The organism is Enterobacter cloacae complex sp. I2 (assembly GCF_014896205.1).
GTDB lineage: Bacteria > Pseudomonadota > Gammaproteobacteria > Enterobacterales > Enterobacteriaceae > Enterobacter > Enterobacter quasihormaechei.
Map to the genome: position 1 here is coordinate 13,988 of NZ_JADBRA010000019.1, position 25,239 is coordinate 39,226.

The 25,239-nt window shown below is 56.4% G+C and carries 22 protein-coding genes; 13 read left to right on the forward strand and 9 right to left on the reverse strand.

The genetic code is table 11. The annotated features are described in order from the left end of the window. Positions 1-75: 75 nt before the first annotated feature. From accC to IM300_RS16655, 6 genes are all read right to left on the reverse strand, one after another. Entirely contained in the window at positions 76-1,425 is a 1,350-nt protein-coding gene (accC, locus tag IM300_RS16630) for an acetyl-CoA carboxylase biotin carboxylase subunit (protein ID WP_003860388.1), read from the reverse strand. Positions 1,426-1,435: 10 nt separating this feature from the next. After that, complete coding sequence (accB, locus tag IM300_RS16635) at positions 1,436-1,900, reverse strand: acetyl-CoA carboxylase biotin carboxyl carrier protein (RefSeq protein ID WP_063450991.1); 465 nt, start codon at positions 1,898-1,900, stop codon at positions 1,436-1,438. A gap of 21 nt (positions 1,901-1,921) precedes the next feature. Further along, entirely contained in the window at positions 1,922-2,374 is a 453-nt protein-coding gene (aroQ, locus tag IM300_RS16640; protein ID WP_022649568.1) for a type II 3-dehydroquinate dehydratase, read from the reverse strand. 234 nt (positions 2,375-2,608) lie between these two features. Then, positions 2,609-3,208 (reverse strand): protein-methionine-sulfoxide reductase heme-binding subunit MsrQ, encoded by a 600-nt coding sequence (gene msrQ / locus IM300_RS16645; protein ID WP_063867534.1) that lies wholly within the window; start codon positions 3,206-3,208, stop codon positions 2,609-2,611. Further along, complete coding sequence (msrP, locus tag IM300_RS16650) at positions 3,209-4,210, reverse strand: protein-methionine-sulfoxide reductase catalytic subunit MsrP (protein ID WP_063450993.1); 1,002 nt, start codon at positions 4,208-4,210, stop codon at positions 3,209-3,211. Positions 4,211-4,287: 77 nt separating this feature from the next. Next, the gene (locus tag IM300_RS16655; RefSeq protein ID WP_063450994.1) at positions 4,288-5,262 is read right to left on the reverse strand and encodes an MDR family oxidoreductase; all 975 of its coding nucleotides are present in this window, start codon (positions 5,260-5,262) and stop codon (positions 4,288-4,290) included. A gap of 183 nt (positions 5,263-5,445) precedes the next feature. On the opposite strand from IM300_RS16655, the gene csrD reads away from it, so the two are divergent. From csrD to tldD, 8 genes are all read left to right on the forward strand, one after another. Beyond that, positions 5,446-7,386 (forward strand): RNase E specificity factor CsrD, encoded by a 1,941-nt coding sequence (csrD, locus tag IM300_RS16660; RefSeq protein WP_063867536.1) that lies wholly within the window; start codon positions 5,446-5,448, stop codon positions 7,384-7,386. Positions 7,387-7,668: 282 nt separating this feature from the next. Then, positions 7,669-8,712, forward strand: coding sequence for a rod shape-determining protein MreB (mreB, locus tag IM300_RS16665; RefSeq protein WP_000913396.1), 1,044 nt, complete (start codon positions 7,669-7,671; stop codon positions 8,710-8,712). A gap of 62 nt (positions 8,713-8,774) precedes the next feature. Further along, the gene (gene mreC, locus IM300_RS16670) at positions 8,775-9,791 is read left to right on the forward strand and encodes a rod shape-determining protein MreC (RefSeq protein WP_003860400.1); all 1,017 of its coding nucleotides are present in this window, start codon (positions 8,775-8,777) and stop codon (positions 9,789-9,791) included. Next, positions 9,791-10,279, forward strand: a complete 489-nt coding sequence (gene mreD / locus IM300_RS16675; RefSeq protein WP_193037486.1) for a rod shape-determining protein MreD — start codon at positions 9,791-9,793, stop codon at positions 10,277-10,279. Before mreC ends, mreD begins: the two co-directional genes overlap by 1 nt. A gap of 9 nt (positions 10,280-10,288) precedes the next feature. Continuing rightward, positions 10,289-10,882, forward strand: coding sequence for a nucleoside triphosphate pyrophosphatase (locus IM300_RS16680; protein ID WP_063450997.1), 594 nt, complete (start codon positions 10,289-10,291; stop codon positions 10,880-10,882). Further along, positions 10,872-12,341, forward strand: coding sequence for a ribonuclease G (gene rng / locus IM300_RS16685; RefSeq protein WP_063450998.1), 1,470 nt, complete (start codon positions 10,872-10,874; stop codon positions 12,339-12,341). Before IM300_RS16680 ends, rng begins: the two co-directional genes overlap by 11 nt. A gap of 42 nt (positions 12,342-12,383) precedes the next feature. Continuing rightward, a complete protein-coding gene (gene yhdP, locus IM300_RS16690) occupies positions 12,384-16,184 on the forward strand; it encodes an AsmA2 domain-containing protein YhdP (RefSeq protein WP_193037488.1) in 3,801 nt (1,266 codons plus the stop codon). A gap of 84 nt (positions 16,185-16,268) precedes the next feature. After that, entirely contained in the window at positions 16,269-17,714 is a 1,446-nt protein-coding gene (tldD, locus tag IM300_RS16695; protein ID WP_063867539.1) for a metalloprotease TldD, read from the forward strand. Positions 17,715-17,780: 66 nt separating this feature from the next. On the opposite strand, the gene aaeR is transcribed toward tldD, so the two are convergent. Next, positions 17,781-18,707 carry an HTH-type transcriptional activator AaeR gene (gene aaeR / locus IM300_RS16700; protein WP_193037490.1) on the reverse strand — a complete coding sequence of 309 codons (927 nt, stop codon included), beginning with the start codon at positions 18,705-18,707 and terminating at the stop codon, positions 17,781-17,783. A 179-nt stretch (positions 18,708-18,886) separates the two neighbouring features. Between aaeR and aaeX the strand changes: the two genes are divergently transcribed. The 5 genes from aaeX (at position 18,887) to IM300_RS16725 (ending at position 23,865) form a co-directional block, all read left to right on the forward strand. After that, a complete protein-coding gene (gene aaeX, locus IM300_RS16705; RefSeq protein WP_003860416.1) occupies positions 18,887-19,090 on the forward strand; it encodes a p-hydroxybenzoic acid efflux pump operon protein AaeX in 204 nt (67 codons plus the stop codon). Positions 19,091-19,097: 7 nt separating this feature from the next. Further along, on the forward strand, positions 19,098-20,030 hold the full coding sequence (aaeA, locus tag IM300_RS16710; protein WP_063451239.1) for a p-hydroxybenzoic acid efflux pump subunit AaeA: 933 nt from the start codon (positions 19,098-19,100) through the stop codon (positions 20,028-20,030). A 5-nt stretch (positions 20,031-20,035) separates the two neighbouring features. After that, complete coding sequence (aaeB, locus tag IM300_RS16715; RefSeq protein WP_193037492.1) at positions 20,036-22,003, forward strand: p-hydroxybenzoic acid efflux pump subunit AaeB; 1,968 nt, start codon at positions 20,036-20,038, stop codon at positions 22,001-22,003. A gap of 86 nt (positions 22,004-22,089) precedes the next feature. Further along, positions 22,090-23,544 (forward strand): NAD-dependent succinate-semialdehyde dehydrogenase, encoded by a 1,455-nt coding sequence (locus IM300_RS16720; protein ID WP_193037494.1) that lies wholly within the window; start codon positions 22,090-22,092, stop codon positions 23,542-23,544. Positions 23,545-23,589: 45 nt separating this feature from the next. Then, positions 23,590-23,865 carry a barstar family protein gene (locus IM300_RS16725; RefSeq protein WP_063451004.1) on the forward strand — a complete coding sequence of 92 codons (276 nt, stop codon included), beginning with the start codon at positions 23,590-23,592 and terminating at the stop codon, positions 23,863-23,865. A 56-nt stretch (positions 23,866-23,921) separates the two neighbouring features. Here IM300_RS16725 and yhcN read toward each other — a convergent pair whose 3' ends face one another. Both yhcN and argR read right to left on the reverse strand, forming a co-directional pair. Then, positions 23,922-24,185, reverse strand: coding sequence for a peroxide/acid stress response protein YhcN (gene yhcN, locus IM300_RS16730; RefSeq protein ID WP_063451005.1), 264 nt, complete (start codon positions 24,183-24,185; stop codon positions 23,922-23,924). A gap of 378 nt (positions 24,186-24,563) precedes the next feature. Further along, entirely contained in the window at positions 24,564-25,034 is a 471-nt protein-coding gene (gene argR / locus IM300_RS16735; protein WP_003860428.1) for a transcriptional regulator ArgR, read from the reverse strand. Positions 25,035-25,239: the final 205 nt, after the last annotated feature.

Consider the following 25,239-nt stretch of genomic DNA (forward strand, 5'->3'; position numbering starts at 1 on the left):
TGTACATGATGGGGCTTTGCGATCCCCAGAAATAAAAAAGGCCGGATTATCCGGCCTTTTAGCAACGCTGGTCTGTTACTTCTCGTTCAGACCGAGTTTTTTCTCCAGGTAGTGGATGTTAGTTCCACCATTCTGGAAGTGCTCGTCGCTCATGATGCGCATCTGGAGATCAACGTTGGTTTTGATCCCATCGATGATCAGCTCCTGGAGGGCGTTCTTCATGCGGGCAATCGCCACGTCACGGTTTTCGCCGTAGCAGATCAGCTTACCGATCATTGAGTCATAGTACGGCGGTACGGTGTAACCGGCGTAGATATGGGACTCCCAGCGCACACCGAAGCCACCCGGCGCGTGGAAACGCGTGATTTTACCCGGGCTTGGCAGGAAGGTGTTCGGGTCTTCGGCGTTGATACGGCACTCTACCGCATGGCCTTTCACCACAACTTCTTCCTGCTTGATGGACAGCGGCTGACCGGCTGCGATACGCAGCTGCTCTTTGATCAGGTCAACGCCGGTGATCATTTCGGTAACCGGGTGTTCAACCTGAATACGGGTGTTCATTTCAATGAAGTAGAACTCGCCGTTTTCGAACAGGAACTCAAAGGTACCCGCCCCGCGATAGCCGATATCAACACAGGCTTTAGCGCAACGCTCGCCGATGTAGCGACGCAGTTCCGGGGTAATGCCCGGCGCTGGCGCTTCTTCGACGACTTTCTGGTGACGACGCTGCATGGAGCAGTCACGTTCTGCCAGATAGATCGCGTTACCCTGACCGTCGGCCAGCACCTGAATTTCGATGTGGCGTGGGTTTTCCAGGTATTTTTCCATGTACACCATGTCATTGCTGAAAGCCGCTTTCGCTTCCGCTTTGGTCATAGAGATGGACTGCGCCAGTTCGGCATCGCTGCGCACAACGCGCATACCGCGACCGCCGCCGCCGCCGGACGCCTTGATGATAACCGGGTAGCCAATGCGTTTAGCATGCGCACGGTTAGCATCCATGTCGTCGGTCAACGGGCCGTCAGAGCCTGGTACGGTTGGAACACCGGCTTTTTTCATCGCGGTGATGGCAGACACTTTGTCGCCCATCAGGCGAATGGTGTCGGCTTTCGGGCCGATGAAGATAAAGCCAGAGCGTTCAACCTGCTCAGCAAAGTTGGCATTCTCAGAGAGGAAGCCGTAGCCCGGGTGGATCGCGACCGCGCCGGTGATTTCGGCGGCGCTGATGATCGCCGGAATGTTCAGATAGCTTTTTACGGACGGAGCCGGACCGATACAGACCGTCTCATCCGCCAGCAATACGTGTTTTAAATCGCGATCCGCGCTTGAGTGCACGGCCACGGTCTTGATGCCCAGTTCTTTACAGGCACGAAGAATACGCAGTGCAATCTCGCCACGGTTGGCGATAACAATTTTATCCAGCATGTTCGCCTCGTTACTCGATGACGACCAGCGGCTCGTCAAATTCTACCGGCTGACCACTTTCGACCAGAATCGCTTTCACAGTACCTGATTTGTCTGCTTCGATCTGGTTCATCATTTTCATGGCTTCAACGATGCACAGGGTATCGCCTACGTTGACTTTCTGACCCACTTCGATGAACGCTTTCGCATCCGGGCTCGGGGTGCGGTAGAAAGTACCAACCATTGGGGAACGTACGATGTGACCACTGATTTCTGTTGCAGCCGCAGGTGCTGCTTCTGCTGCCGCTGGCGCAACGGCTGCGGCGAGCGCAGGCTGTTGCACTGGCGCAGCGTAAGCTTGCTGCATTACCGGGAAGCTAGCGGCTGGGGCTGCACGGCTGATGCGTACAGACTCTTCGCCTTCAGAAATTTCCAGTTCGGAGATGCCTGATTCTTCAACCAGCTCGATCAGTTTTTTAATCTTACGAATATCCATGAGTGGGTTCCGTACTCTTGTTTAGTGTGATTGTGACAAGCGTTTTACCGCTGTCTGTAAAGCGTATGAATAGCCGTCTGCACCCAGCCCACAAATCACGCCAGCGGCGATATCCGACAGGTAGGAATGGTGGCGGAACGGCTCTCGGGCGTGCACGTTACTCAGGTGGATCTCGATAAACGGGATACTCACCGCGAGCAGTGCGTCGCGTATAGCAACACTGGTGTGCGTAAACGCGGCCGGATTGATCAGGATATAGTCCACAGTGTCTTTAGCCTGATGAATACGGTCGATGATTGCGTACTCCGCATTTGACTGAAAATGGTCCAAATCCACATTCAGCGAGGCTGCTTCCGTACCCAGACGGTTAACAATTTCGCTCAATGTCAGCGTGCCGTACTTCTCTGGCTCACGGGTGCCGAGCATGTTCAGGTTCGGTCCGTTCAAAACTAAAATTTGGAATTTGTCAGCCATTGTGCCGCTATCTCCTGCGATTTTCGGGTAAAAAACAACATATACCCTCAACGCGCAATTGTCACCCTTTCAGAGGCCTAAAACCCCTGTCCGGAAAACCGAAGTCGCACATTATAACGATTTCGTAGCATTTGGCAGCTAAATACTGGTCTTATCAGGGAAGATTATCAACCGCTATCCGAAAAAGATTCGCGGTTGATAAATATTCTGCGGGAAAACGCACAGTTTCGTTAACTATCGCCACCACTGGCGGAACTTCTTGTAACGCCATGCTAAAAGGGCCAATGCCAGCAGGGCGTAGATGACCGGCTGAGGGGATAAAATCTTCACCGACCACAGGTAATGAAGGGGGGCGAGGATCGCGACAAGATAGACGAAGTTGTGCAGCCGTTGCCAGCGTCGGCCCAGTTTTCGCTGCGCGTACTGCGTGGACGTCAGCGTCAGCGCCAGTAAAACCAGCCAGCTTACGATACCCAGCGTCAGATAAGGGCGCGTCACCAGTTCGCTGCCGAGTAGTGCCAGGTTGTTAATGCCCAACTCCAGCAGGGCGTAGCTGGTGAGATGCAGCGTCGCCCAGGCAAAACACCATAGCCCCAAAAGCCGTCGCGTGCGTATCAATAAGGGCTGTTTAGCGTAGCGCGCCAGCGGTGAGACGAGCAAGGTCGCCAGCAAAAATTTCAGAGCCATCCGACCCGTAAAATGCTGAATATCTTTAGCCGGATCGGCACTAAACTGCCCCTGACTGGCTGCCCAAAAGAGCCAGATAAAGGGGAGTAATCCGGCTAAGTGCAGGAGAACCTTCAGCCCGGTTATCTGCTTTGCCGTTAAACGCACTCAGAAGTTCTCCCGTAAATTCAGCCCACGGTACAGGGATGCCACTTCATCCGCATAGCCGTTAAACAGCAGCGTTGGCTGGCGTTTAACGTCCAGCGCGCCGCCGGAACCGATAAAACGTTCCGTCGCCTGGGACCAGCGAGGATGGTCAACGTGTGGGTTAACGTTGGCGTAAAACCCGTACTCGTCGGGCGCCGCCAGGTTCCAGGTGGTCGGCGGGCGCTCGCGGGTGAGCTTGATGCTGACGATGGATTTAATGTTTTTGAAGCCGTATTTCCACGGTACGGTTAAGCGAATGGGGGCCCCGTTTTGCGGCGGCAGCGCTTTGCCGTAAACGCCCACGGTCAGCAGCGTAAGGGGATGCATGGCTTCGTCGAGGCGTAACCCTTCAACGTACGGATATTCCAGCCCGCCGCCGATGAACCGATCCTTCTGGCCCGGCATCTCGTCCGGCGCATAGCGCGTCTGGAAGGAGACATACTTCGCGTTGCTGGTGGGCTCAGCCAGGGCCAGCAGCTTGTGCAAAGGGAAGCCTACCCACGGCACGACCATCGACCAGGCTTCCACGCAGCGCATGCGGTAAATGCGTTCTTCAAGGGGGAAGCGGGTAGTGAGGTCGTGATGATCCAGCGTCAGCGGTTTTGCCACTTCGCCATCAATTTTCAGGGTCCAGGGATCGGTTTTCATGCTGCCCGCGTTGGCGGCAGGATCGGCCTTATCAAGACCAAACTCGTAAAAGTTGTTATAGCCGGTGACTTTCTCTTCCGGGGTCAGCGCCAGCTTATTTTGCCATTGCGCCGGTTTGGTGAAGTTAAGCGGGGCACCGGAGGGGGCTTTCGGGCGATCGTTACCCTTAAACCAGTCGAGCAGGTCAGCGTGGGCCGCAGGTGTGAGCGTCAGGGCGGTGGCGCTGATGCCAAGCATCTTCAGGATCTGGCGGCGCTGTAGCATAAAGACAGACTCAGACGTTACGTCGGCTTCCGTCAGTTTTCGGGTTTTCATGGCATCCTCCGTCAGGCGTTTTTCTAAGCATGACGGAGGAGGCGGGTTAGCGCGAATATGTCACGAAAATTTGAAGATTAGGCAATTTTGACCAGCGCACGACCGTGGAACTGGTTGTCCATGATTTTATTCGCGAACTCTGGCGCCTGGCTCAGGGTAATCTCCGTGGCGCTCTGCTCATAGAACGAGGCCGGCAGATCGCGGACCAGACGTTCCCAGGCCTCGGCACGCCGCTCGGCTGGAGCCATAACCGAATCGACGCCCTGAAGACGCACGTTGCGCAGAATAAACGGCATCACCGTCGTCGGCAGGGCAAAACCACCCGCCAGCCCACAGGCCGCCACGCAGCCGCCGTAGTTCATTTGCGCCAGCACTTTCGCCAGCACTTTGTCGCCGACGGTATCGACCGCGCCAGCCCAGACCTGTTTTTCCAGCGGGCGGGTTTCGGCGAACTCGTCGCGGCTCAGAATACGGTTTGCGCCCAGCTGACGCAGATAATCATGCGTACTTTCGCGGCCAGAGACGGCGGCGACCTGATATCCCAGCTTGTGCAGCAGCGTGACGGCCGTGCTGCCCACGCCGCCGCTTGCGCCGGTGACGACGATTTCGCCGGAGTCAGGACGGATCCCGGCCTCTTCCAGCGCCATGACGCACAGCATGGCGGTGAAGCCCGCCGTGCCGACGATCATCGCTTTGCGGCCGTCCATGCCTTTCGGCATCGGGACCAGCCAGTCACCTTTTACGCGCGCCTGTGCCGCCAGCCCGCCCCAGTGGTTTTCACCCACGCCCCAGCCGGTGAGCAGGACCTGCTGTCCGGCGTGGAAGCGCGGATCTTCACTGGTATGCACGCGGCCTGCAAAGTCGATTCCGGGCACCATCGGGAAATTTCGGATGATTTTACCTTTCCCCGTAATGGCCAGTGCGTCTTTATAGTTCAGGCTGGACCAGTCGATATCCACGGTCACGTCGCCTTCCGGCAGGCGGCTCTCCTCAATGGTTTGCACCGAGGCAACGGTTTTGCCGTCCTGCTGTTCTAAAATCAAAGCCTGCATAGGGGGTCCTCACCAGGTTTAGTAATGGGAAAATATGTTCTGAAGACTATACTCGCTCAGTGAAACACCGTGCCGATGTAACGCAATAAATTGCCAGATACACCAGGTTTGGTAGTATGCCGCATTTGAAATGCAAGTTAGCGCTCACTTGCGACCCCTTCAACCCACGGAGTAATCTCAAGGATGCGATTAACGACGAAGTTCTCAGCTTTTATCACTTTGCTGACGGGGCTGACCATCATTGTCACGCTGATCGGCTGCTCGCTGAGCTTTTATAATGCCATCCAGGATAAGCTGGTTAACCGTGTTGAATCGGTTGCATCGGTTATCGACACCCGCCTGATTACCACACCCTTCCCGGCGCTTTCGCGTGAGCTGGATGAGTTAATGGTGCCTGTGGATATTGTGCGGATCGAAATTAAACAGGGGAAGCAGACCGTTTTCAGCCATACCCGCCAGGGCAGCTATCGTCCTGCCGGCACGGTAGATCAGTATCGGGACGTAACGGTCCATTCGCTTAAACACCCTGGTATGACGATTCATATGATGTACCAGGATCCGATGAGCAACTATTTACGCTCGCTCATGACCACCGCACCCTTGACCATCGCCGTTGCCTTTATCGTGCTGCTCATTTTCCTCGCCGTTCGCTGGCAGCGTCGTCAGCTTTCCGGCCAGGAACTGCTGGAAACACGCTCCGTGCGGATACTCAATGGCGAGCGGGGGCCGCAGGTGCGGGGATCGGTGTATGAATGGCCGTCGCGCACCAGTAGCGCCCTGGACGTGCTGCTCTCCGAAATCCAGTTTGCCAGCGACCAGCGTAGCCGTATGGACACGCTGATCCGCTCCTACGCCGCGCAGGATAACAAAACGGGCCTTAACAACCGTCTCTTCTTTGATAATCAGCTGGCTACGCTGCTTGATGACCCCGAAAAGGTAGGCACGCACGGCGTGGTGATGATGATTCGCCTGCCGGACTTCGATCTGCTCCGTGATACCTGGGGACAGCGCGTGGCGGAAGAGAATCTCTTCACCCTGATTAACCTGCTGTCCACCTTTATTATGCGCTACCCCGGCGCGCTGCTGGCGCGCTACCACCGCAGTGACTTTGCCGTCTTGCTGCCGCATCGCACCTTAAAGGAGTCCGAGAGTATCGCCAGCCAGCTGCTGAAAGCCGTTGATGCGCTGCCGCAGAGCAAAATGCTCGACAGAGACGACATGGTGCATATGGGCATCTGTGCCTGGCGCGGCGGCCAGTCGACGGAGCAGGTGATGGAACATGCGGAAGCGGCTACGCGTAACGCCGTATTACAGGGCGCGAACGGCTGGGCGGTCTATGATGATACGCTGCCGGAGAAAGGGCGCGGCAATGTGCGCTGGCGAACCCTGATTGAACAGATGCTGAGCCGCGGTGGGCCGCGTATCTATCAAAAACCGGCGGTCATGAAGAATGGCCATGTTCATCACCGTGAGCTGATGTGCCGTATTTTTGATGGCACCGAAGAGGTTATCTCGGCGGAATATCTGCCGATGGTGCTGCAATTTGGCTTATCCGAAGAGTATGACCGCCAGCAAATCACCCGCCTCATCCCGTTTTTATCGTACTGGCCTGAGGAAAATCTGGCTTTACAGGTGACCGTCGAGTCGCTGATTCGTCCGCGCTTCCAGCGCTGGTTACGCGACACGTTAATGCAGTGCGAAAAATCGCAACGCAAACGCATTATTTTTGAACTTGCAGAGGCAGATGTAGGTCAACACATCAGCCGGTTACGTCCGGTGGTACGTTTAATCAATGCGCTTGGGGCTCGTGTGGCCGTCACCCAGGCGGGTTTGACGCTGGTGAGCACCAGCTGGATCAAAGAGCTGGATGTTGAATTATTGAAGCTGCATCCTGGTCTGGTCAGAACGATTGAAAAACGCACGGAAAACCAGCTGCTGGTACAGAGTCTGGTGGAAGCGTGCAAAGGAACGCAAACGCAGGTATTTGCCACAGGCGTACGTTCACGCAGTGAATGGCAGATGTTGAAAGAGCGCGGTGTAGCGGGCGGTCAGGGGGATTTTTTTGCGGCCTCACAGCCCCTTGACACCAATGTGAAAAAATATTTGCAAAGATACTCTGTTTGACCTGCCGTTTACTTTGTTTTCACGTAGAATATCGCGCCTGTAGCTTTGAGTAAGACGAGCATAAAAGCCAGTGAACGACCTTTAATGGGTTACAAGTGAAAGTGAGGGACGCTGCTGTTTACTCAGCCCTGACGGATTCAGGGGATGAATTTGTAACAAAGGAAACGTGCTGCACTAATTTTCACCGTAGCAGACGATTTTTGCGCCTTGTCGCTGCTGCGTGTGGTTGGTAAAGTAAGCGGATTTTGTTTTCCGCCCCAGCTTTCAGGATTATCCCTTAGTATGTTGAAAAAATTTCGTGGCATGTTTTCCAATGACCTGTCCATTGACCTGGGTACCGCGAATACCCTTATTTATGTAAAAGGACAAGGCATCGTATTGAATGAGCCTTCCGTTGTGGCCATTCGTCAGGATCGTGCCGGCTCGCCAAAAAGCGTGGCCGCAGTAGGTCATGATGCGAAGCAGATGCTGGGCCGTACGCCGGGCAACATCGCCGCGATCCGCCCAATGAAAGACGGCGTTATTGCTGACTTCTTCGTGACCGAAAAAATGCTTCAGCACTTCATCAAGCAGGTTCACAGCAACAGCTTCATGCGCCCAAGCCCGCGCGTGCTGGTGTGTGTGCCGGTTGGCGCAACCCAGGTTGAACGCCGCGCGATCCGTGAATCCGCTCAGGGTGCCGGTGCGCGTGAAGTGTTCCTGATTGAAGAGCCGATGGCTGCGGCAATTGGTGCGGGTCTGCCGGTTTCTGAAGCAACCGGTTCTATGGTGGTGGATATTGGTGGCGGTACTACCGAAGTGGCCGTCATCTCCCTGAACGGCGTGGTGTACTCCTCCTCCGTACGTATCGGCGGTGACCGCTTCGACGAAGCCATCATCAACTACGTTCGCCGTAACTACGGCTCTCTGATCGGTGAAGCAACCGCAGAGCGTATCAAGCACGAAATCGGTTCTGCTTATCCGGGTGACGAAGTACGCGAGATCGAAGTTCGCGGTCGTAACCTGGCTGAAGGCGTGCCGCGCGGATTCACCCTGAACTCTAACGAAATCCTGGAAGCGTTGCAGGAGCCGCTGACCGGCATCGTGAGCGCGGTGATGGTTGCGCTGGAACAGTGCCCGCCAGAGCTGGCTTCCGATATCTCCGAGCGCGGTATGGTGCTGACCGGTGGTGGTGCGCTGCTGCGTAACCTCGACCGCCTGTTAATGGAAGAGACAGGTATTCCTGTCGTAGTTGCAGAAGATCCACTGACTTGCGTCGCCCGTGGTGGTGGCAAGGCGCTGGAAATGATCGACATGCACGGCGGCGACTTGTTTAGCGAAGAGTAGTCGGGTGTGAGAGGGTAGCAATTTGCTACCCTTTCTCTCTGACGCGAGAATACGCATAGCCTATGAAGCCAATTTTTAGCCGTGGCCCGTCGCTACAGTTTCGCCTGATCCTGGCGGTTCTGGTGGCGCTCGGGGTCATTATTGCCGATAGCCGCCTCGGTACGTTCAGCCAGATCCGAACGTACATGGATACCGCCGTCAGTCCTTTCTACTTTATTTCAAATGGTCCCCGTGAACTGCTCGACTCCGTGTCGCAAACGCTTTCATCGCGTGACCAGCTCGAACTTGAAAATCGTGCGTTACGCCAGGAACTGCTGCTGAAAAACAGCGAGCTGCTGATGCTGGGGCAATATAAGCAGGAAAACGCGCGCCTGCGTGAACTGCTTGGCTCGCCGCTGCGCCAGGATGAACAGAAAATGGTCACCCAGGTGATCTCCACCGTAAACGATCCCTACAGCGATCAGGTGGTGATTGATAAAGGCAGCGTGAACGGCGTATACGAAGGTCAGCCTGTGATCAGCGATAAAGGCGTTGTGGGCCAGGTCGTTGCGGTTGCCAAACTGACCAGCCGCGTGCTGCTGATTTGCGATGCTACCCATGCGCTGCCGATTCAGGTGCTGCGTAACGACATTCGCGTGATTGCTGCCGGCAATGGCTGTACGGACGATCTTCAGCTTGAACATCTGCCAGCCAACACGGACATCCGCGTGGGCGACGTGCTGGTGACGTCCGGTCTGGGCGGTCGTTTCCCTGAAGGCTACCCGGTTGCGGTGGTCTCATCCGTGAAGCTCGACACTCAGCGTGCTTACACCGTAATCCAGGCGCGTCCAACGGCGGGCTTGCAGCGTTTACGTTACCTGCTGCTGCTGTGGGGAGCCGATCGTAACGGTGCGAACCCGATGACGCCGGAAGATGTGCATCGCGTCGCGAACGAACGCCTGATGCAGATGATGCCGCAGGTGCTGCCTGCGCCGGATGCGATGGGGCCACCTGCGCCCGTACCGGCTCCGGCGACAGGGTTAACGCAGCCGCTACCGGATGCGCCACCGCCGCCGCAAGTCTCGGGTGGAGGGCAGTAGTGGCCAGTTATCGTAGCCAGGGACGCTGGGTAATCTGGCTCTCATTCCTCGTTGCACTGTTGCTGCAAATTATGCCCTGGCCGGACGACATTCTTGTTTTCCGGCCAAACTGGGTTTTGCTCATTTTGCTCTACTGGATCCTTGCCCTGCCGCACCGCGTAAATGTCGGCACAGGTTTTGTGATGGGTGCCATACTGGATCTCATCAGCGGCTCTACGCTTGGTGTGCGCGCCTTATCCATGAGCATTATTGCGTACCTCGTCGCACTCAAATTCCAGCTCTTTCGTAACCTTGCGCTCTGGCAACAGGCGCTGGTGGTGATGTTGTTGTCGCTCGCTGCGGATATCGTTGTTTTCTGGGCAGAGTTTTTAGTGATCAACGTCTCTTTCCGACCGGAAGAGTTCTGGAGTAGTGTAGTAAACGGTGTGCTCTGGCCGTGGCTGTTCCTGCTGATGCGTAAAATTCGCCAGCAGTTTGCCGTGCAATAAAAGGTTTCTATGACGTCTCTGTATCTTGCCTCCGGTTCTCCGCGTCGCCAGGAACTGCTCGCGCAGCTGGGTGTCTCCTTCGAACGCATCGTTACCGGCATTGAAGAAAAACGTGCTGAGGGCGAAAGCGCTCAGCAGTACGTCTCTCGTCTGGCGCGTGAAAAAGCGCAGGCGGGCGTCGCATGCGTGCCGCGTGACTTACCGGTGCTGGGTGCGGACACCATCGTCATTCTCAAGGGTGAAGTGCTTGAGAAACCCCGTGACGCAGACCATGCGGCGCAGATGCTGCGCAACCTGTCCGGACAAACGCATCAGGTGATGACGGCGGTGGCGCTGGCGGACAGCCAGTACGTTCTGGATTGCCTGGTGGTAACGGAAGTGACGTTCAGAGTCCTCACCGACGAGGAGATCGCCGGCTATATCGCCAGCGGTGAACCGATGGATAAAGCAGGTGCATACGGTATTCAAGGGTTGGGTGGCTGTTTTGTCAGGAAGATAAATGGCAGCTATCACGCCGTAGTCGGCTTACCGCTGGTGGAAACGTATGAGTTGCTGAGTAATTTTAACTCACTGCGTGAGGGAAGGGATAATTATGACGGCTGAATTGTTGGTAAACGTAACGCCCTCGGAAACCCGTGTGGCCTACATTGATGGTGGCATTCTTCAGGAAATTCATATTGAGCGTGAAGCGCGACGCGGAATCGTAGGCAATATCTACAAAGGTCGTGTCAGTCGTGTACTACCGGGTATGCAGGCGGCTTTTGTAGATATTGGGCTCGATAAGGCGGCGTTTTTACATGCCTCCGATATCATGCCGCACACCGAATGCGTGGCTGGCGAAGAGCAAAAGCAGTTTGCCGTGCGCGACATCTCTGAGCTGGTGCGTCAGGGCCAGGATCTGATGGTGCAGGTGGTGAAAGATCCGCTGGGCACCAAAGGCGCGCGTCTGACCACCGACATCACCCTGCCTTCACGCTATCTGGTGTTTATGCCGGGCGCGTCGCACGTTGGCGTTTCACAGCGTATTGAAAGCGAAAGCGAGCGCGAGCGCCTGAAAAAAGTCGTGAGCGCCTACTGCGACGAGCAGGGCGGCTTTATTATTCGTACCGCGGCGGAAGGGATCAGCGAAGACGATCTGGCCTCGGATGCGGCCTACCTGAAGCGCGTCTGGACCAAGGTGATGGAGCGGAAAAAACGCAACCAGACCCGCTACCGTCTGTACGGCGAGCTGGCGCTTGCTCAGCGCGTACTGCGTGATTTCGCCGATGCGCAGCTTGACCGCATCCGTGTGGACTCCCGCCTGACGTATGAAGCCCTGCTGGAGTTCACCGCCGAGTACATTCCGGAAATGCCCGGTCTGCTGGAGCATTACACCGGACGCCAGCCGATATTTGACCTCTATGACGTTGAAAACGAAATCCAGCGCGCGCTGGAGCGTAAGGTTGAGCTGAAATCGGGCGGTTACCTCATTATCGACCAGACCGAAGCGATGACCACCGTGGATATCAACACCGGCGCGTTTGTCGGCCATCGCAACCTCGATGACACCATCTTCAACACCAACATCGAAGCGACGCAGGCCATTGCGCGCCAGCTTCGCCTGCGCAATCTGGGCGGGATTATCATCATCGACTTTATCGATATGAATAATGAAGATCACCGCCGTCGCGTGCTGCACTCGCTGGAGCAGGCGCTGAGTAAAGATCGCGTGAAAACCAGCATCAACGGCTTCTCCCAGCTGGGTCTGGTAGAAATGACCCGGAAACGGACCCGCGAAAGCGTGGAACACGTGCTCTGCAACGAGTGTCCAACCTGCCATGGACGCGGAACGGTAAAGACGGTGGAGACGGTCTGCTACGAGATCATGCGTGAGATTGTCCGCGTCCATCATGCCTACGACTCCGACCGTTTTCTGGTCTATGCTTCCCCTGCGGTGGCGGAAGCCCTGAAAGGGGAAGAGTCGCACGCGCTGGCGGAAGTGGAAATCTTTGTCGGCAAACAGGTAAAAGTGCAGATTGAGCCGCTCTATAACCAGGAGCAGTTTGACGTCGTAATGATGTAAACGCAGTTCGCTGCGAGATTAAAGGCTGACAAGGAGAGACGCGTGAGGCGATTGCCGGGGATTTTACTGCTTACAGGGGCAACGCTGGTCGTGATTGTCGCGTTGCTCGTGAGCGGGCTGCGTCTCGTCTTGCCGCATCTTGACAGCTGGCGTCCGCAGATCCTGGCGAAAATCGAGTCCACCACCGGCCTGCCGTTAGACGTGAGCCATATCGAGGCAAGCTGGCAGACCTTTGGCCCGACGCTTGATGCGCGGGATATCAGCGCCAGCCTGAAAGATGGCGGTCACCTTAAAATCAAACGCGTTACCCTGGCGCTGGATGTCTGGCAAAGCCTGCTGCATCTGCGCTGGCAGTTCCGCGATCTCACCTTCTGGCAACTTCAGCTAAAGACCAATACGCCGCTGCAAAGCGGCGAAGGCGATCGGGGGCTGGAAACCAGCCGTATCAGCGATCTCTTCCTGCGTCAGTTCGATCATTTCGATCTGCGCGACAGCGAAATCAGCTTTATTACCCTTTCCGGGCAGCGCGCCGAGCTGGCGATCCCACAGCTGACCTGGCTAAACGGAAAAGATCGCCACCGCGCCGAGGGGCAAGTAAATCTCTCCAGCCTGAACGGGCAGCACGGCGTGATGCAGGTGAGGATGGATCTGCGCGACGACAATGGCCTGCTGAACAACGGCCGCGTGTGGTTGCAGGCGGACGACGTGGACGTGAAGCCGTGGCTTGGCGAGTGGATCCAGCAGAACATGCAGCTGGAAACCGCGCGTTTCAGTCTCGAAGGCTGGATGACCCTGACGAATGGGGCGTTCGCCAGCGGCGATATCTGGCTCAAGCAGGGGGGCGCGAGCTGGAAGGGCGAAAACCATCAGCATCAGCTTTCGGTCGATAACCTCACCGCCCACGTAACCCAGGAAAAAGGCGGCTGGCAGTTCGCTATTCCGGATACGCGCATCTCCATGGACAACAAACCCTGGCCAAGCGGCGCGCTGACGCTGGCGTGGATGCCGGAGCAGGACGTCGGCGGGGTAAACGGTAAACGCAGCGACGAGTTGCGTATCCGCGCCAGTAACCTGGACCTGACGGCGATCGAGGGCCTGCGTTCAATGGCCGCAAAACTCTCCCCGGAGCTGGGTGACATCTGGCTGGCGACGCAGCCGAGCGGGCAGATAAACCGTCTGGCGCTGGATATTCCGCTTCAGGCCACGGAAAAAACGCGCTTCCAGGCGGCATGGAAAAATCTCGCCTGGAAACAGTGGAAACTGCTGCCGGGCGCTGAGCACTTCAGTGGCAAGCTTGAAGGAAGCGTGGAAAACGGCAGGCTGACGGCAGAAATGCAGGATGCCAAAATGCCGTACGAAACGGTCTTTCGTGCGCCGCTGGAGATCGCGCAGGGTAATGTCACCCTCAACTGGCTGAAGAACGACAAAGGTTTTCAGCTTGATGGCCGCGATATCGATGTAAAAGCCAGGGCGGTGCATGCCCGCGGCAATTTCCGTTACCTACAGCCTGAAGGCGATGAGCCGTGGCTGGGTATCCTGGCAGGCATCAGCACGGATGACGGCTCGCAGGCATGGCGCTACTTCCCGGAGAACCTGATGGGGAAAGCGCTGGTGGACTATCTCAGCGGCGCCATTCAGGGCGGTCAGGCGGATAACGCCACGCTGGTCTACGGCGGCAACCCGCACCTGTTCCCGTATAAGCATAACGAAGGTCAGTTCCAGGTTCTGGTGCCGCTGCGCAACGCAACCTATGCCTTCCAGCCGGACTGGCCCGCGCTGAAAAATCTCGATATCGAACTCAATTTCCTGAATGACGGCTTGTGGATGAAGACGGATAGCGTGGCGCTGGGCGGCGTGACGGCGAGCAACCTGACCGCAAACATCCCGGATTACTCGAAAGAGAAATTGCTGATTGATGCGGATATTAAGGGGCCGGGTAATGCGGTTGGTCCGTATTTTGAAGATACGCCGCTGAATGACTCTCTGGCGGCCACCCTTCAGCAGTTGCAGCTAGATGGCGATGTGAATGCTCGCTTACATCTGGATATTCCGCTCGACGGGGAAATGACCACCGCCAAAGGCGACGTTCGCCTTAATAACAACAGCCTCTATATCAAGCCGCTGGACAGTACGCTGAAAAATCTCCGCGGTCAGTTCAGCTTTGTTAACGGCAATCTGAAAAGTGAGCCGCTGAAAGCGACCTGGTTCAATCAACCCGTCAATATCGATTTCTCCACCACCGAGGGTGATAAAGCCTACCAGGTGGCGGTAAATATGGCCGCAAACTGGCAGCCGTCACGCATGAATGTTCTGCCGAAGCCGGTTGAGAACGCGGTGGACGGCGCGGTGTCGTGGAATGGCAAGGTGGCCATCGACCTGCCTTATCACTCCGGCGCGCGGTATAAGGTCGACATCACGGGCGATCTTAAAAATCTCAGCAGCCAGCTGCCCGCGCCCCTGAATAAGAAAAGCGGCGAGCCGCTGCCTGTCAACGTCAACGTCGACGGTAACCTCAACGGCTTTGACGTAACCGGTAACGCTGGCGGAACAAACCACTTTAACAGCCGCTGGCTGCTTAACCGCAAGCTGACGCTGGACAGGGCGATCTGGACGACGGACAGCCGTACCACGCCACCGCTGCCGGAGCAGGCGGGAATTGAGCTGAATCTGCCGGCGATGGATGGCGCAGAGTGGCTGGCACTGTTCCAGAAAGGTGTTGGGCAAAACGTCGATCAAACGGCGCAGTTCCCGCAGGCCATTACCCTACGTACGCCTGCGCTGACGCTGGGTGGGCAGCGGTGGAACAACCTGAGTATCGTTTCCCGGCCGACGGCTAACGGCTCAAAGGTTGAGGCTCAGGGTCGTGAAATTAACGGCACGTTGACGATGCGCGATAACGCGCCGTGGCAGGCGGCGATCCGCTACCTCTATTACAACCCGACCTTTGCCGTGGCTGAAAAACAGCCGTCGGTCGCTTCGCCCCTCAGCAAGGCTTCGCGCGTTGATTTCAGCGGCTGGCCCGATCTCCAGCTGCGCTGTGCGGAGTGCTGGCTGTGGGGGCAAAAATATGGCCGTATCGACGGAGATGTCGCCATCAAGGGCACGACGCTGAGCCTTACCGGTGGTCTGGTGGATACCGGTTTTGGCCGTTTGACCGCCGCCGGGGAATGGGTGAATAAGCCGGGCGCGCAGCGCACCTCCCTGAAAGGCGATATCAAAGGCAGCAAGCTGGATGCGGCGGCTAACTTCTTCGGCATCAGCACGCCGCTTCGGGGATCGTCATTCGATGTGAATTACGATCTGCACTGGCGTGCGGCGCCGTGGCAGCCGGACGTCGCCACGCTGAATGGCATTCTCAGAACCCGTTTTGGTAAGGGACAAATTGCCGATGTCAGCACCGGCCATGCGGGGCAAATACTGCGCCTGCTGAGCTTTGACGCGCTGCTGCGCAAGCTGCGCTTCGATTTCAGCGACACCTTCAACGACGGTTTCTATTATGACTCCATTCGCGGAACGGCCTGGATCAAGGACGGCGTGATGCATACCGACGATACGCTGCTGGACGGCCTGGAGGCGGATATCGCCATGAAAGGCTCGGTGGATCTGGTGCGTCGTGAACTGGATATGGAAGCGGTCGTCGCCCCGGAAATTTCCGCTACCGTGGGCGTGGCGACGGCGTTTGTGGTTAACCCGATTGTCGGTGCGGCGGTATTTGCCGCCAGCAAAGTGCTGGGGCCGCTCTGGAGTAAGGTCTCGATTCTGCGCTACCGCATTACGGGCCCAATCGATAAACCGCAGATTAATGAGGTGCTGCGCCAGCCGCGCAAAGAAGCACAGCAATGATTTGACGTGGGCAGGTAATTGCCTCACTCTCAATAAATACGATTTTTACACCGCCACGGGCGGCAACGAACGAGTAGCAATACGATGAGTCTGAACCTGGTAAGTGAACATTTGCTCGCAGCGAACGGCCTGAGCCATCAGGACCTGTTCTCCATTCTTGGTCAACTGACCGAACGCCGTCTCGACTACGGCGATCTCTATTTCCAGTCGAGCTATCACGAATCCTGGGTTTTAGAAGACAGCATCATTAAAGATGGCTCCTATAACATCGACCAGGGCGTCGGCGTGCGCGCCGTGAGCGGCGAGAAAACCGGTTTTGCCTATGCCGACCAGATAAGCCTGGCCGCGCTGGAGCAGAGCGCGCAGGCCGCACGCACCATCGTGCGCGACGCGGGCGATGGCCGCGTAAAAACCCTGGGCGAAGTGCAGCATTCGGCGCTCTATACCAGCATCGACCCGCTGCAAAGCATGAGCCGCGAAGAGAAGCTGGACATCCTGCGTCGCGTGGACAAAGTGGCCCGCGCTGCCGACAAACGCGTGCAGGAAGTGTCCGCCAGCCTGAGCGGCGTCTATGAGCTGATCCTGGTGGCAGCGACGGACGGTACGCTGGCCGCCGACGTGCGTCCGCTGGTGCGCCTCTCCATCAGCGTGCAGGTGGAAGACGACGGCAAGCGCGAGCGCGGCTCAAGCGGCGGCGGTGGTCGTTTTGGCTATGACTGGTTCCTCGGCGACGTTGACGGCGAAGCGCGCGCGGATGCGTGGGCAAAAGAAGCCGTGCGCATGGCACTGGTTAATCTGTCTGCCGTGGCGGCACCCGCCGGTACGCTGCCGGTTGTGCTGGGCGCAGGCTGGCCCGGCGTGCTGCTGCACGAAGCGGTCGGTCACGGGCTGGAAGGCGATTTCAACCGCCGTGGTACGTCTGTATTCAGCGGTCAGATGGGGCAGCTTGTCTCCTCTGAGCTGTGTACCGTGGTCGATGATGGCACCATGCCTGACCGTCGCGGCTCGATTTCTATCGACGATGAAGGCACGCCGGGCCAGTACAACGTGCTGATCGAAAACGGCGTGCTGAAAGGCTACATGCAGGACAAGCTCAACGCGCGTCTGATGGGCGTTGCGCCAACGGGCAACGGTCGTCGCGAATCTTACGCGCACCTGCCGATGCCGCGCATGACCAACACCTACATGCTGCCGGGTAAATCCACGCCGCAGGAGATTATCGAATCCGTTGATTACGGTATCTTCGCGCCGAACTTTGGCGGTGGCCAGGTGGATATCACCTCCGGCAAATTTGTCTTCTCGACTTCAGAGGCGTACCTGATTGAGAAGGGCAAAGTGACTAAAGCAGTGAAGGGCGCAACCCTGATTGGCTCCGGCATTGAGGCCATGCAGCAGATTTCCATGGTCGGTAACGACCTGAAGCTGGATAACGGCGTGGGCGTTTGCGGCAAAGAGGGCCAGAGCCTGCCGGTAGGCGTCGGCCAGCCGACGCTGAAGGTTGATAACCTGACCGTGGGCGGTACGGCGTAATTTTTCATTTTCCCCTCACCCTAACCCTCTTCCCAACGGGGAGAGGGCCGGGGTGAGGGGGAAGGCCTACTCTTTCCTTCTTCCCCGCATGCCCTGAAACAGCTCCGCCACTTCCACAAAATAGTCCGTCAGATAGTTAATACAGACCTGCACCTTCAGCGGCAGCTTGTCCTTTTCGGTATACAGCGCGTAAACCGGGCGCGGATCCGACTGGTAGCGCGGGAACAGGATCTCCAGCTCGCCGCTGTTGATCTCGTTGATCACCCACATCAGCGGCACGTAGGCGATACCGGCCCCGGCCACCAGCCAGCGCGAGATGGTCATCGGATCGTTGGTCACGAAGCGGCCTTCAGGCAGCAGCCGGGTGGAAAGCCCTTCCGGCGCGATCAGCTCAAATTCGTTATCCGGGCGCACGCTGTATTCCAGCCACGAGTGGTTGCTCAGATCGGCGGGTTTTTCCGGCACGCCATACTGTGCCAGGTAGTTCTTTGAGGCGCAGACCACCATCGGCATGCTGCCCAGCCGACGCGAGAACAGGCTCGAGTCCTGCAAGGCGCCAACGCGGATCACCACGTCTAACCCATCGGCAATCAGGTCCGGTGCGGGAATACCCGTCACCAGATTGACGGTTAAGCCAGGATACTCTTTCAGCATTTCCGCCGTCATGGCAGCGAGAACATTTTGTGCCATAGTTGAAGAACACCCGATGCGCAGCGTGCCGATAGGGGTGTTATTAAAGGCATAAAGCTGCTCGTGAACATCCTGCACTTCATGCAGCATTCGACGGCAGCCCTGATAGTAAATTTTACCCGCTTCCGTCAGCCCGATGCTGCGGGTACTGCGGTTGAGCAGCTTCACCTGAAGCTCGTCTTCCAGTTTTGACACCGTCTGGCTAATGGATGAGACGCTCATTTGTAGCTGACGTGCTGCGGCGGTAAAAGAGCCTTGTTCGACAACTTTGGCAAACACCGACATGCGTTTTAGTCGTTCCATTATTCACTCTGGCTTAAAAGTGATTTAGATCACATATGATAGATAACAGCATAACAGTTACGTTAATATACTATTAATTACATAACGGCTGCGCCACTCTCGCCCGGCATTTCTTGCCCTCCTGCGGCGGCGCGAGCTTAACAATCCAGTAGCCTGCACTCTCTATAAGCAAGGTCAACATGAGTCTGTTTCCCGTTATCGTGGTGTTCGGTCTGTCGTTCCCACCGATATTTTTCGAGCTTCTTTTATCACTGGCGATCTTCTGGCTGGTGCGCAAGGTGCTGGTCCCTACCGGGATTTATGATTTCGTCTGGCATCCTGCATTGTTTAATACCGCGCTGTATTGCTGCCTGTTCTATTTAATATCGCGCATGTTTGTCTGAGGTTGATGTGAAAACGCTAACAAGAAAAATCTCCCGCACTGCCATCACTATGGCGCTGGTCATCCTGGCGTTCATCGCTATTTTTCGCGCCTGGGTCTATTACACCGAATCGCCGTGGACGCGCGACGCGCGTTTCAGCGCGGAGGTGGTCGCGATAGCGCCCGATGTCGCCGGTCTTATTACGGCGGTCAACGTCCACGATAACCAGCTGGTGAAGAAAGATCAGGTGCTGTTCACCATCGACCAGCCGCGCTATCAAAAAGCCCTTGAAGAAGCAGAAGCCGACGTGGCGTATTACAACGCGCTGGCCTCTGAAAAACGCCGTGAAGCAGGACGCCGTAATAAGCTGGGCATCCAGGCCATGTCCAGGGAAGAGATTGACCAGTCCAATAACGTGCTGCAAACCGTGCTGCACCAGCTGGCAAAAGCTCAGGCGACGCGCGATCTGGCGAAGCTCGACCTGGAACGTACCGTGATCCGCGCCCCGTCCGATGGCTGGGTGACTAACCTTAACGTCTATGCCGGTGAGTTTATCACGCGCGGCTCAACCGCCGTGGCGCTGGTGAAACAAAACTCCTTCTACGTCCTCGCCTATATGGAAGAGACCAAGCTGGAAGGCGTGCGTCCGGGCTATCGCGCTGAAATCACGCCGCTCGGCAGCAACCGTGTCCTGAAAGGGACCGTGGACAGCGTTGCCGCGGGGGTGACCAACTCCAGCAGTACGGTTGATAACAAAGGGATGGCGACCGTCGATTCCAACCTTGAGTGGGTTCGCCTGGCGCAGCGCGTACCGGTGCGCATTCGTCTGGACGAGCAGCAGAGCAACCTCTGGCCCGCAGGCACCACGGCGACGGTGGTGATCACCGGTGAAAAAGACCGTGATGCCAGCCAGGACTCCATCTTCCGTCAAATCGCCCATCGCCTGCGCGAGTTTGGTTGATCGCTATGGGCATTTTTTCCATCGCCAGCCAGCACATCCGCTTCGCCGTGAAGCTGGCATGCGCCATTGTGCTGGCGCTGTTTGTTGGCTTCCATTTCCAGCTTGAAACGCCGCGCTGGGCCGTTCTGACCGCCGCGATTGTCGCCGCCGGTCCCGCCTTCGCGGCGGGTGGCGAACCCTATTCCGGGGCCATCCGCTATCGCGGGATGCTGCGTATTATCGGGACCTTTATCGGCTGTATCGCCGCCCTGACCATTATCATCCTGATGATCCGCACGCCGCTGCTGATGCTGATCGTGTGCTGTATCTGGGCGGGTTTTTGTACCTGGATCTCCTCCCTGGTGAAGGTTGAGAACTCGTACGCCTGGGGCCTGGCGGGATATACCGCACTGATTATTATCATCACCATCCAGACCGAACCGCTGCTCGCCCCGCAGTTCGCCGTGGAACGTTGCAGCGAGATTGTGATTGGTATCGTCTGTGCGATTGTCGCCGATCTGCTTTTCTCTCCGCGTTCTATTAAGCAGGAAGTGGATCGTGAGCTGGACGCGCTGATCGTTGCCCAGTATCAGCTCATGCAGCTGTGCATTAAGCACGGCGACAGCGAAGAGGTCGACAAGGCCTGGAGCGGGCTGGTGCGCCGCACGCAGGCGCTGGAAGGGATGCGCAGTAACCTCAACATGGAGTCTTCTCGCTGGGAGCGCGCCAATCGGCGCCTGAAAGCGATCAATACCGTCTCGTTAACGCTGATCACCCAGGCGTGTGAAACCTACCTGATTCAGAACACTCGCCCCGAAGCGGTAACGGATACCTTCCGCGAACTGTTTGATGAGCCTGTGGAGACGGTGCAGGACGTGCATCGACAGCTTAAACGCATGCGCCGCGTGATTGCCTGGACGGGAGAGCGGGATACGCCAGTCACCATTTATACCTGGGTTGGCGCCGCGACGCGCTACCTGCTTCTGAAACGCGGCGTGATTGGCAACACCAAAATCAGTGCGGCGGAAGAAGGGGTGTTACAGGGCGAAGTGGTCATTAAACCGGAATCCGCCGAGCGTCATCATGCGATGGTCAACTTCTGGCGCACCACGCTGGCCTGTATACTCGGCACGCTGTTCTGGCTGTGGACCGGCTGGACGTCCGGTAGCGGCGCGATGGTGATGATTGCCGTCGTGACCGCGCTGGCAATGCGTCTGCCCAACCCGCGCATGGTCGCTATCGATTTCCTGTACGGTACCATTGCGGCGTTACCGATTGGCGCGCTCTATTTCCTGGTGATTATCCCCTCGACACAGCAAAGCATGCTTCTGCTCTGCATCAGCCTGGCGGTAATGGCGTTCTTTATCGGGATAGAGGTACAAAAACGCCGACTGGGATCGTTAGGTGCCCTGGCGAGTACGATTAACATCATTGTGCTGGATAACCCGATGACCTTCCATTTCAGCCAGTTCCTGGATAGCGCATTAGGCCAGCTGGTGGGCTGTTTCCTGGCGATGATGGTCATCCTGCTGGTGCGGGATAACTCCCGGGCGCGGACAGGGCGTGTGCTACTGAATCAGTTTGTGTCGGCCGCCGTTTCGTCCCTGACCACCAATACCGCCCGACGCAAGGAGAACCACCTGCCGGCTCTTTACCAGCAGCTGTTCCTGTTGCTGAACAAATTCCCTGGCGATGTCGCCCGTTTCCGCCTGGCATTGACCATGATTATCGCGCACCAGCGTCTGCGGAACGCGCCGGTGCCGATTAACGACGATTTGTCCGCCTTCCACCGCCAGCTACGGCGCACGGCGGACCACGTGATATCGGCATCCAGCGATGACAAACGTCGCCGCTACTTTAAGCAACTGCTGGAAGAGCTGGATATCTACCAGGAAAAACTGCGGATCTGGGAAGCGCCGCCGCAGGTTACCGAGCCGGTTGAGCGGCTGGTATTTATGCTGCACCGCTACCAGAACGCGCTGACGGACAGCTGATGAAGAGAAAACCGACGCCAAAAGCGTCGGTTTTTTTGTGGCTATACTTAATCCTGTAGGTTCAAACATTCAGGAAGGGAGGACACATGACAACCCAGGCTCTTCAGGACAGTACGCTTTTTCAGACCGGGTATCTGGTTAACGGTATCTGGAAAACACTCGACACCACGTTTGATGTGCTAAACCCGGCCACGGGCGAGGTCATTGCAAAAGTAGCGAAAGCAGGTAAAGCCGAAACCGAAGAGGCTATTGCGGCCGCGACGAAAGCCTTTCCCGCATGGCGCGCAAAAACGGCAAAAGAGCGTTCTGCGATCCTCTATCGCTGGTATGAACTGATTATTGAGAATAAAAGCTGGCTCGGAAGGCTGATGACCACCGAGCAGGGCAAGCCGCTGCAAGAAGCTGAGGGCGAAGTAGAGTATGCCGCCAGCTTCATTCAGTGGTTTGCCGAGCAGGCCAAGCGTGCCAACGGCGAAATTATCCCTCCGGTTAAACCCGGCTCCCGTATCCTGGCCACCCGGGAGCCTGTCGGGGTGGTTGCCGCTATCACACCATGGAACTTCCCGATGGCCATGCTCACCCGTAAGCTCGGCCCGGCGCTGGCAGCGGGGTGTACCGGCGTGATCAAACCTGCAAACAACACGCCGCTGAGCGCCTTTGCGCTGCTGACGCTGGCGAAGCAGGCCGGCGTGCCGGATGGTGTGCTGAATGCGGTCGCGGGGAGCACCTCTGAAATTAGCGACGCCATAATGGCCAGCCATGACGTGCGCAAAATCTCGTTTACCGGTTCAACCGCCGTCGGGAAAACGCTGGTCCGCAATTCCGCAGACACCATGAAAAAGGTGTCGATGGAGCTGGGCGGCAATGCGCCGTATATCGTTTTTGAGGACGCGGACATTGAGGCCGCCGTTAAAGGCGCCATCGCCAATAAGTTCCGTAACGCCGGGCAGGTCTGCGTCAGCGTAAACCGTTTCTATATTCAGGAGACGGTCTACGACAAGTTTGTGAATCAGCTTGCTGATGCGGTGAAGGCGCTGAAGGTGGGTAATGGCCTGGACGAAGGCGTCGTTGTCGGCCCGCTGATTGAGCCTTCGGCTGTCGATAAAGTCCGTGAGCACGTCGAAGATGCGGTAGCGAAGGGCGCCACGGTGCTGGCCGGCGGTAAACCGCATGAGCTTGGCGGTAACTTCTGGTTGCCCACCGTCCTCGGTGACTGCCATGAAGGCATGAAGCTGGCGGAAGAGGAGACCTTCGGACCCGTTGCCGCCTGCTTCCGCTTCACGTCGGAAGACGAAGTTGTGATGCGTGCGAACAATACGCCTTACGGGCTGGCAGCCTACTTCTATACCCAGAATCTGTCGCGCGTGTTCCGCGTCTCACAAGCCATTGAGAGCGGCATGATCGGGATTAATGAATGTGCGGTATCGACCGAACTGGGCCCGTTTGGGGGGGTAAAAGAGTCCGGGCTGGGACGCGAGGGGTCCGTGCTGGGGCTGGAGGAGTTTCTGGAAGTTAAAACCCTGCATATCGGGGGATTATAATAGACAGGGCGGCATCTGCCGCCCGCCTGTACCGGGTGGCTGGCAATGAAAATTTATACCTTTGATTTTGACGAAATTGATAGTCAGGAAGACTTCTACCGCGAGTTTATTCGGGCGTTCGACCTGGAGCGGGACAGCGTAAGCAACCTTGATATGCTGTGGGATGTGGTGACCGGCGACAGGCTGCCGTTACCGCTGGAAATCGAGTTTACCCATCTGCCTGAAAAGCTGCGCAGACGCTTTGGCGCATTGATTTTATTGTTTGATGAAGCGGAGGAGGAGCTGGAAGGGCAACTGCGTTTCAATGTGCGTCAGTCATAAAAAAGCCCCTGACCGGGAGGTCAGGGGCAAGTCGTATGATGAGATACGACGAGGGTTTATTTGTACAGTTCAGCCGTAGCGTGCCAGTGGTCGCCGCTGCGTGCTTCAATTACGCGATAGGATGATGCACCTTGTTCTTCCGCTTTTTTGTTCAGCATGTCGTGCATGTCCATCGGAGATGCGCCGATGGCACCAACAGAAACCGTCCCGATAGCCTGACGGGATTGTGCCTGTTCGGCATTAATGGCGTCGGCCGCAAACGCACCGAATGACAGGACAGAGAGTACGCTCAGGGCAGCAACAGTGTTTTTAATTTTCATGATCGGTTACCTCGTCAATTATTCTACTGGGGTCTTTGTTCTGTGACCCTCATCACAAAATCAAGTATACACTAATCACGCAAAAAATTAATACCAGACTAATGGTTTCCCTTGTTATTACGTATTAAAAAATCCGATTTTTATAACGGGAATGCATAAAAAAGGATCTGACAAGGCGATTTTTGTCCATTTTTGTATTTAAAATCATATTGATAGATGAATTTGATTTTTAGTGCGATTTTGTAGCAAATCATCCACTGGCTGAATGTTAACAGGCGGTAAAAAGCACTATTTGCAAAAGCAGCAGGCAGTGGAAAGCAGGGTAAAACGAGGCAACAGCAGAATGATCCCCGTAGCCGTGCGCTACGGGGCAGGCAATTACAGCTCCTGTTCGAACAGGACCAGAATCGCTTCGTAGAGGTCTTTCACCGAGAAACCATTTGCCGGGGTGGTAAAGATGGTGTCATCACCGGCGATAGTGCCGAGGATCCCCTCAGCTTTACCCAGCGAATCCAGCAGGCGAGCAATCAGCTGTGCGGCACCTGGGCTGGTGTGGATCACAACCACGGCATCGTTATAGTCGATGTCCAGAACCAGGTTCTTCAGCGGGCTGGAGGTTGTTGGGACGCCAAGTTCAGCAGGCAGGCAATAAACCATTTCCATTTTGGCGTTGCGCGTACGCACCGCACCAAACTTGGTTAACATGCGGGAGACCTTCGACTGGTTGATGTTATCGAAGCCTTGTTCCTGCAACGCCTGAACAATTTCTCCCTGAGAACTGAATTTCTCTTCTTTGAGTAGCGCTTTAAACGCCTTTACTAATTCTTCTTGCTTAGACGAGCTTCGCATAAGTCACCCGGAATATGACGAAAGAAACAACATTATTATGCATGTGGATGAATTTTTATGCAAATTATCTACCTGGCGCCAGGCTGAAATAATGTTATGAAAGGGAGTGATTTTATCAGATTTCGTTATCGGAAAACATGCCTGGGTCACGCCGCGCAAATAAGCTTAAAAGTAAATTAAATGTTATCAAAATGATGTTGTTTTG

Coding starts and splice junctions, on each gene's coding strand:
- aroQ (WP_022649568.1), bottom strand. CDS start 2,374: ATGGCTGACAAATTCCAAATTTTAGTTTTGAACGGACCGAACCTGAAC.
- argR (WP_003860428.1), bottom strand. CDS start 25,034: ATGCGAAGCTCGTCTAAGCAAGAAGAATTAGTAAAGGCGTTTAAAGCG.
- accB (WP_063450991.1), bottom strand. CDS start 1,900: ATGGATATTCGTAAGATTAAAAAACTGATCGAGCTGGTTGAAGAATCA.
- tldD (WP_063867539.1), top strand. CDS start 16,269: ATGAGTCTGAACCTGGTAAGTGAACATTTGCTCGCAGCGAACGGCCTG.
- accC (WP_003860388.1), bottom strand. CDS start 1,425: ATGCTGGATAAAATTGTTATCGCCAACCGTGGCGAGATTGCACTGCGT.
- aaeR (WP_193037490.1), bottom strand. CDS start 18,707: ATGGAACGACTAAAACGCATGTCGGTGTTTGCCAAAGTTGTCGAACAA.
- IM300_RS16680 (WP_063450997.1), top strand. CDS start 10,289: ATGACGTCTCTGTATCTTGCCTCCGGTTCTCCGCGTCGCCAGGAACTG.
- yhcN (WP_063451005.1), bottom strand. CDS start 24,185: ATGAAAATTAAAAACACTGTTGCTGCCCTGAGCGTACTCTCTGTCCTG.
- rng (WP_063450998.1), top strand. CDS start 10,872: ATGACGGCTGAATTGTTGGTAAACGTAACGCCCTCGGAAACCCGTGTG.
- mreB (WP_000913396.1), top strand. CDS start 7,669: ATGTTGAAAAAATTTCGTGGCATGTTTTCCAATGACCTGTCCATTGAC.
- mreC (WP_003860400.1), top strand. CDS start 8,775: ATGAAGCCAATTTTTAGCCGTGGCCCGTCGCTACAGTTTCGCCTGATC.
- aaeX (WP_003860416.1), top strand. CDS start 18,887: ATGAGTCTGTTTCCCGTTATCGTGGTGTTCGGTCTGTCGTTCCCACCG.
- msrP (WP_063450993.1), bottom strand. CDS start 4,210: ATGAAAACCCGAAAACTGACGGAAGCCGACGTAACGTCTGAGTCTGTC.
- IM300_RS16655 (WP_063450994.1), bottom strand. CDS start 5,262: ATGCAGGCTTTGATTTTAGAACAGCAGGACGGCAAAACCGTTGCCTCG.
- csrD (WP_063867536.1), top strand. CDS start 5,446: ATGCGATTAACGACGAAGTTCTCAGCTTTTATCACTTTGCTGACGGGG.
- IM300_RS16720 (WP_193037494.1), top strand. CDS start 22,090: ATGACAACCCAGGCTCTTCAGGACAGTACGCTTTTTCAGACCGGGTAT.
- aaeB (WP_193037492.1), top strand. CDS start 20,036: ATGGGCATTTTTTCCATCGCCAGCCAGCACATCCGCTTCGCCGTGAAG.
- IM300_RS16725 (WP_063451004.1), top strand. CDS start 23,590: ATGAAAATTTATACCTTTGATTTTGACGAAATTGATAGTCAGGAAGAC.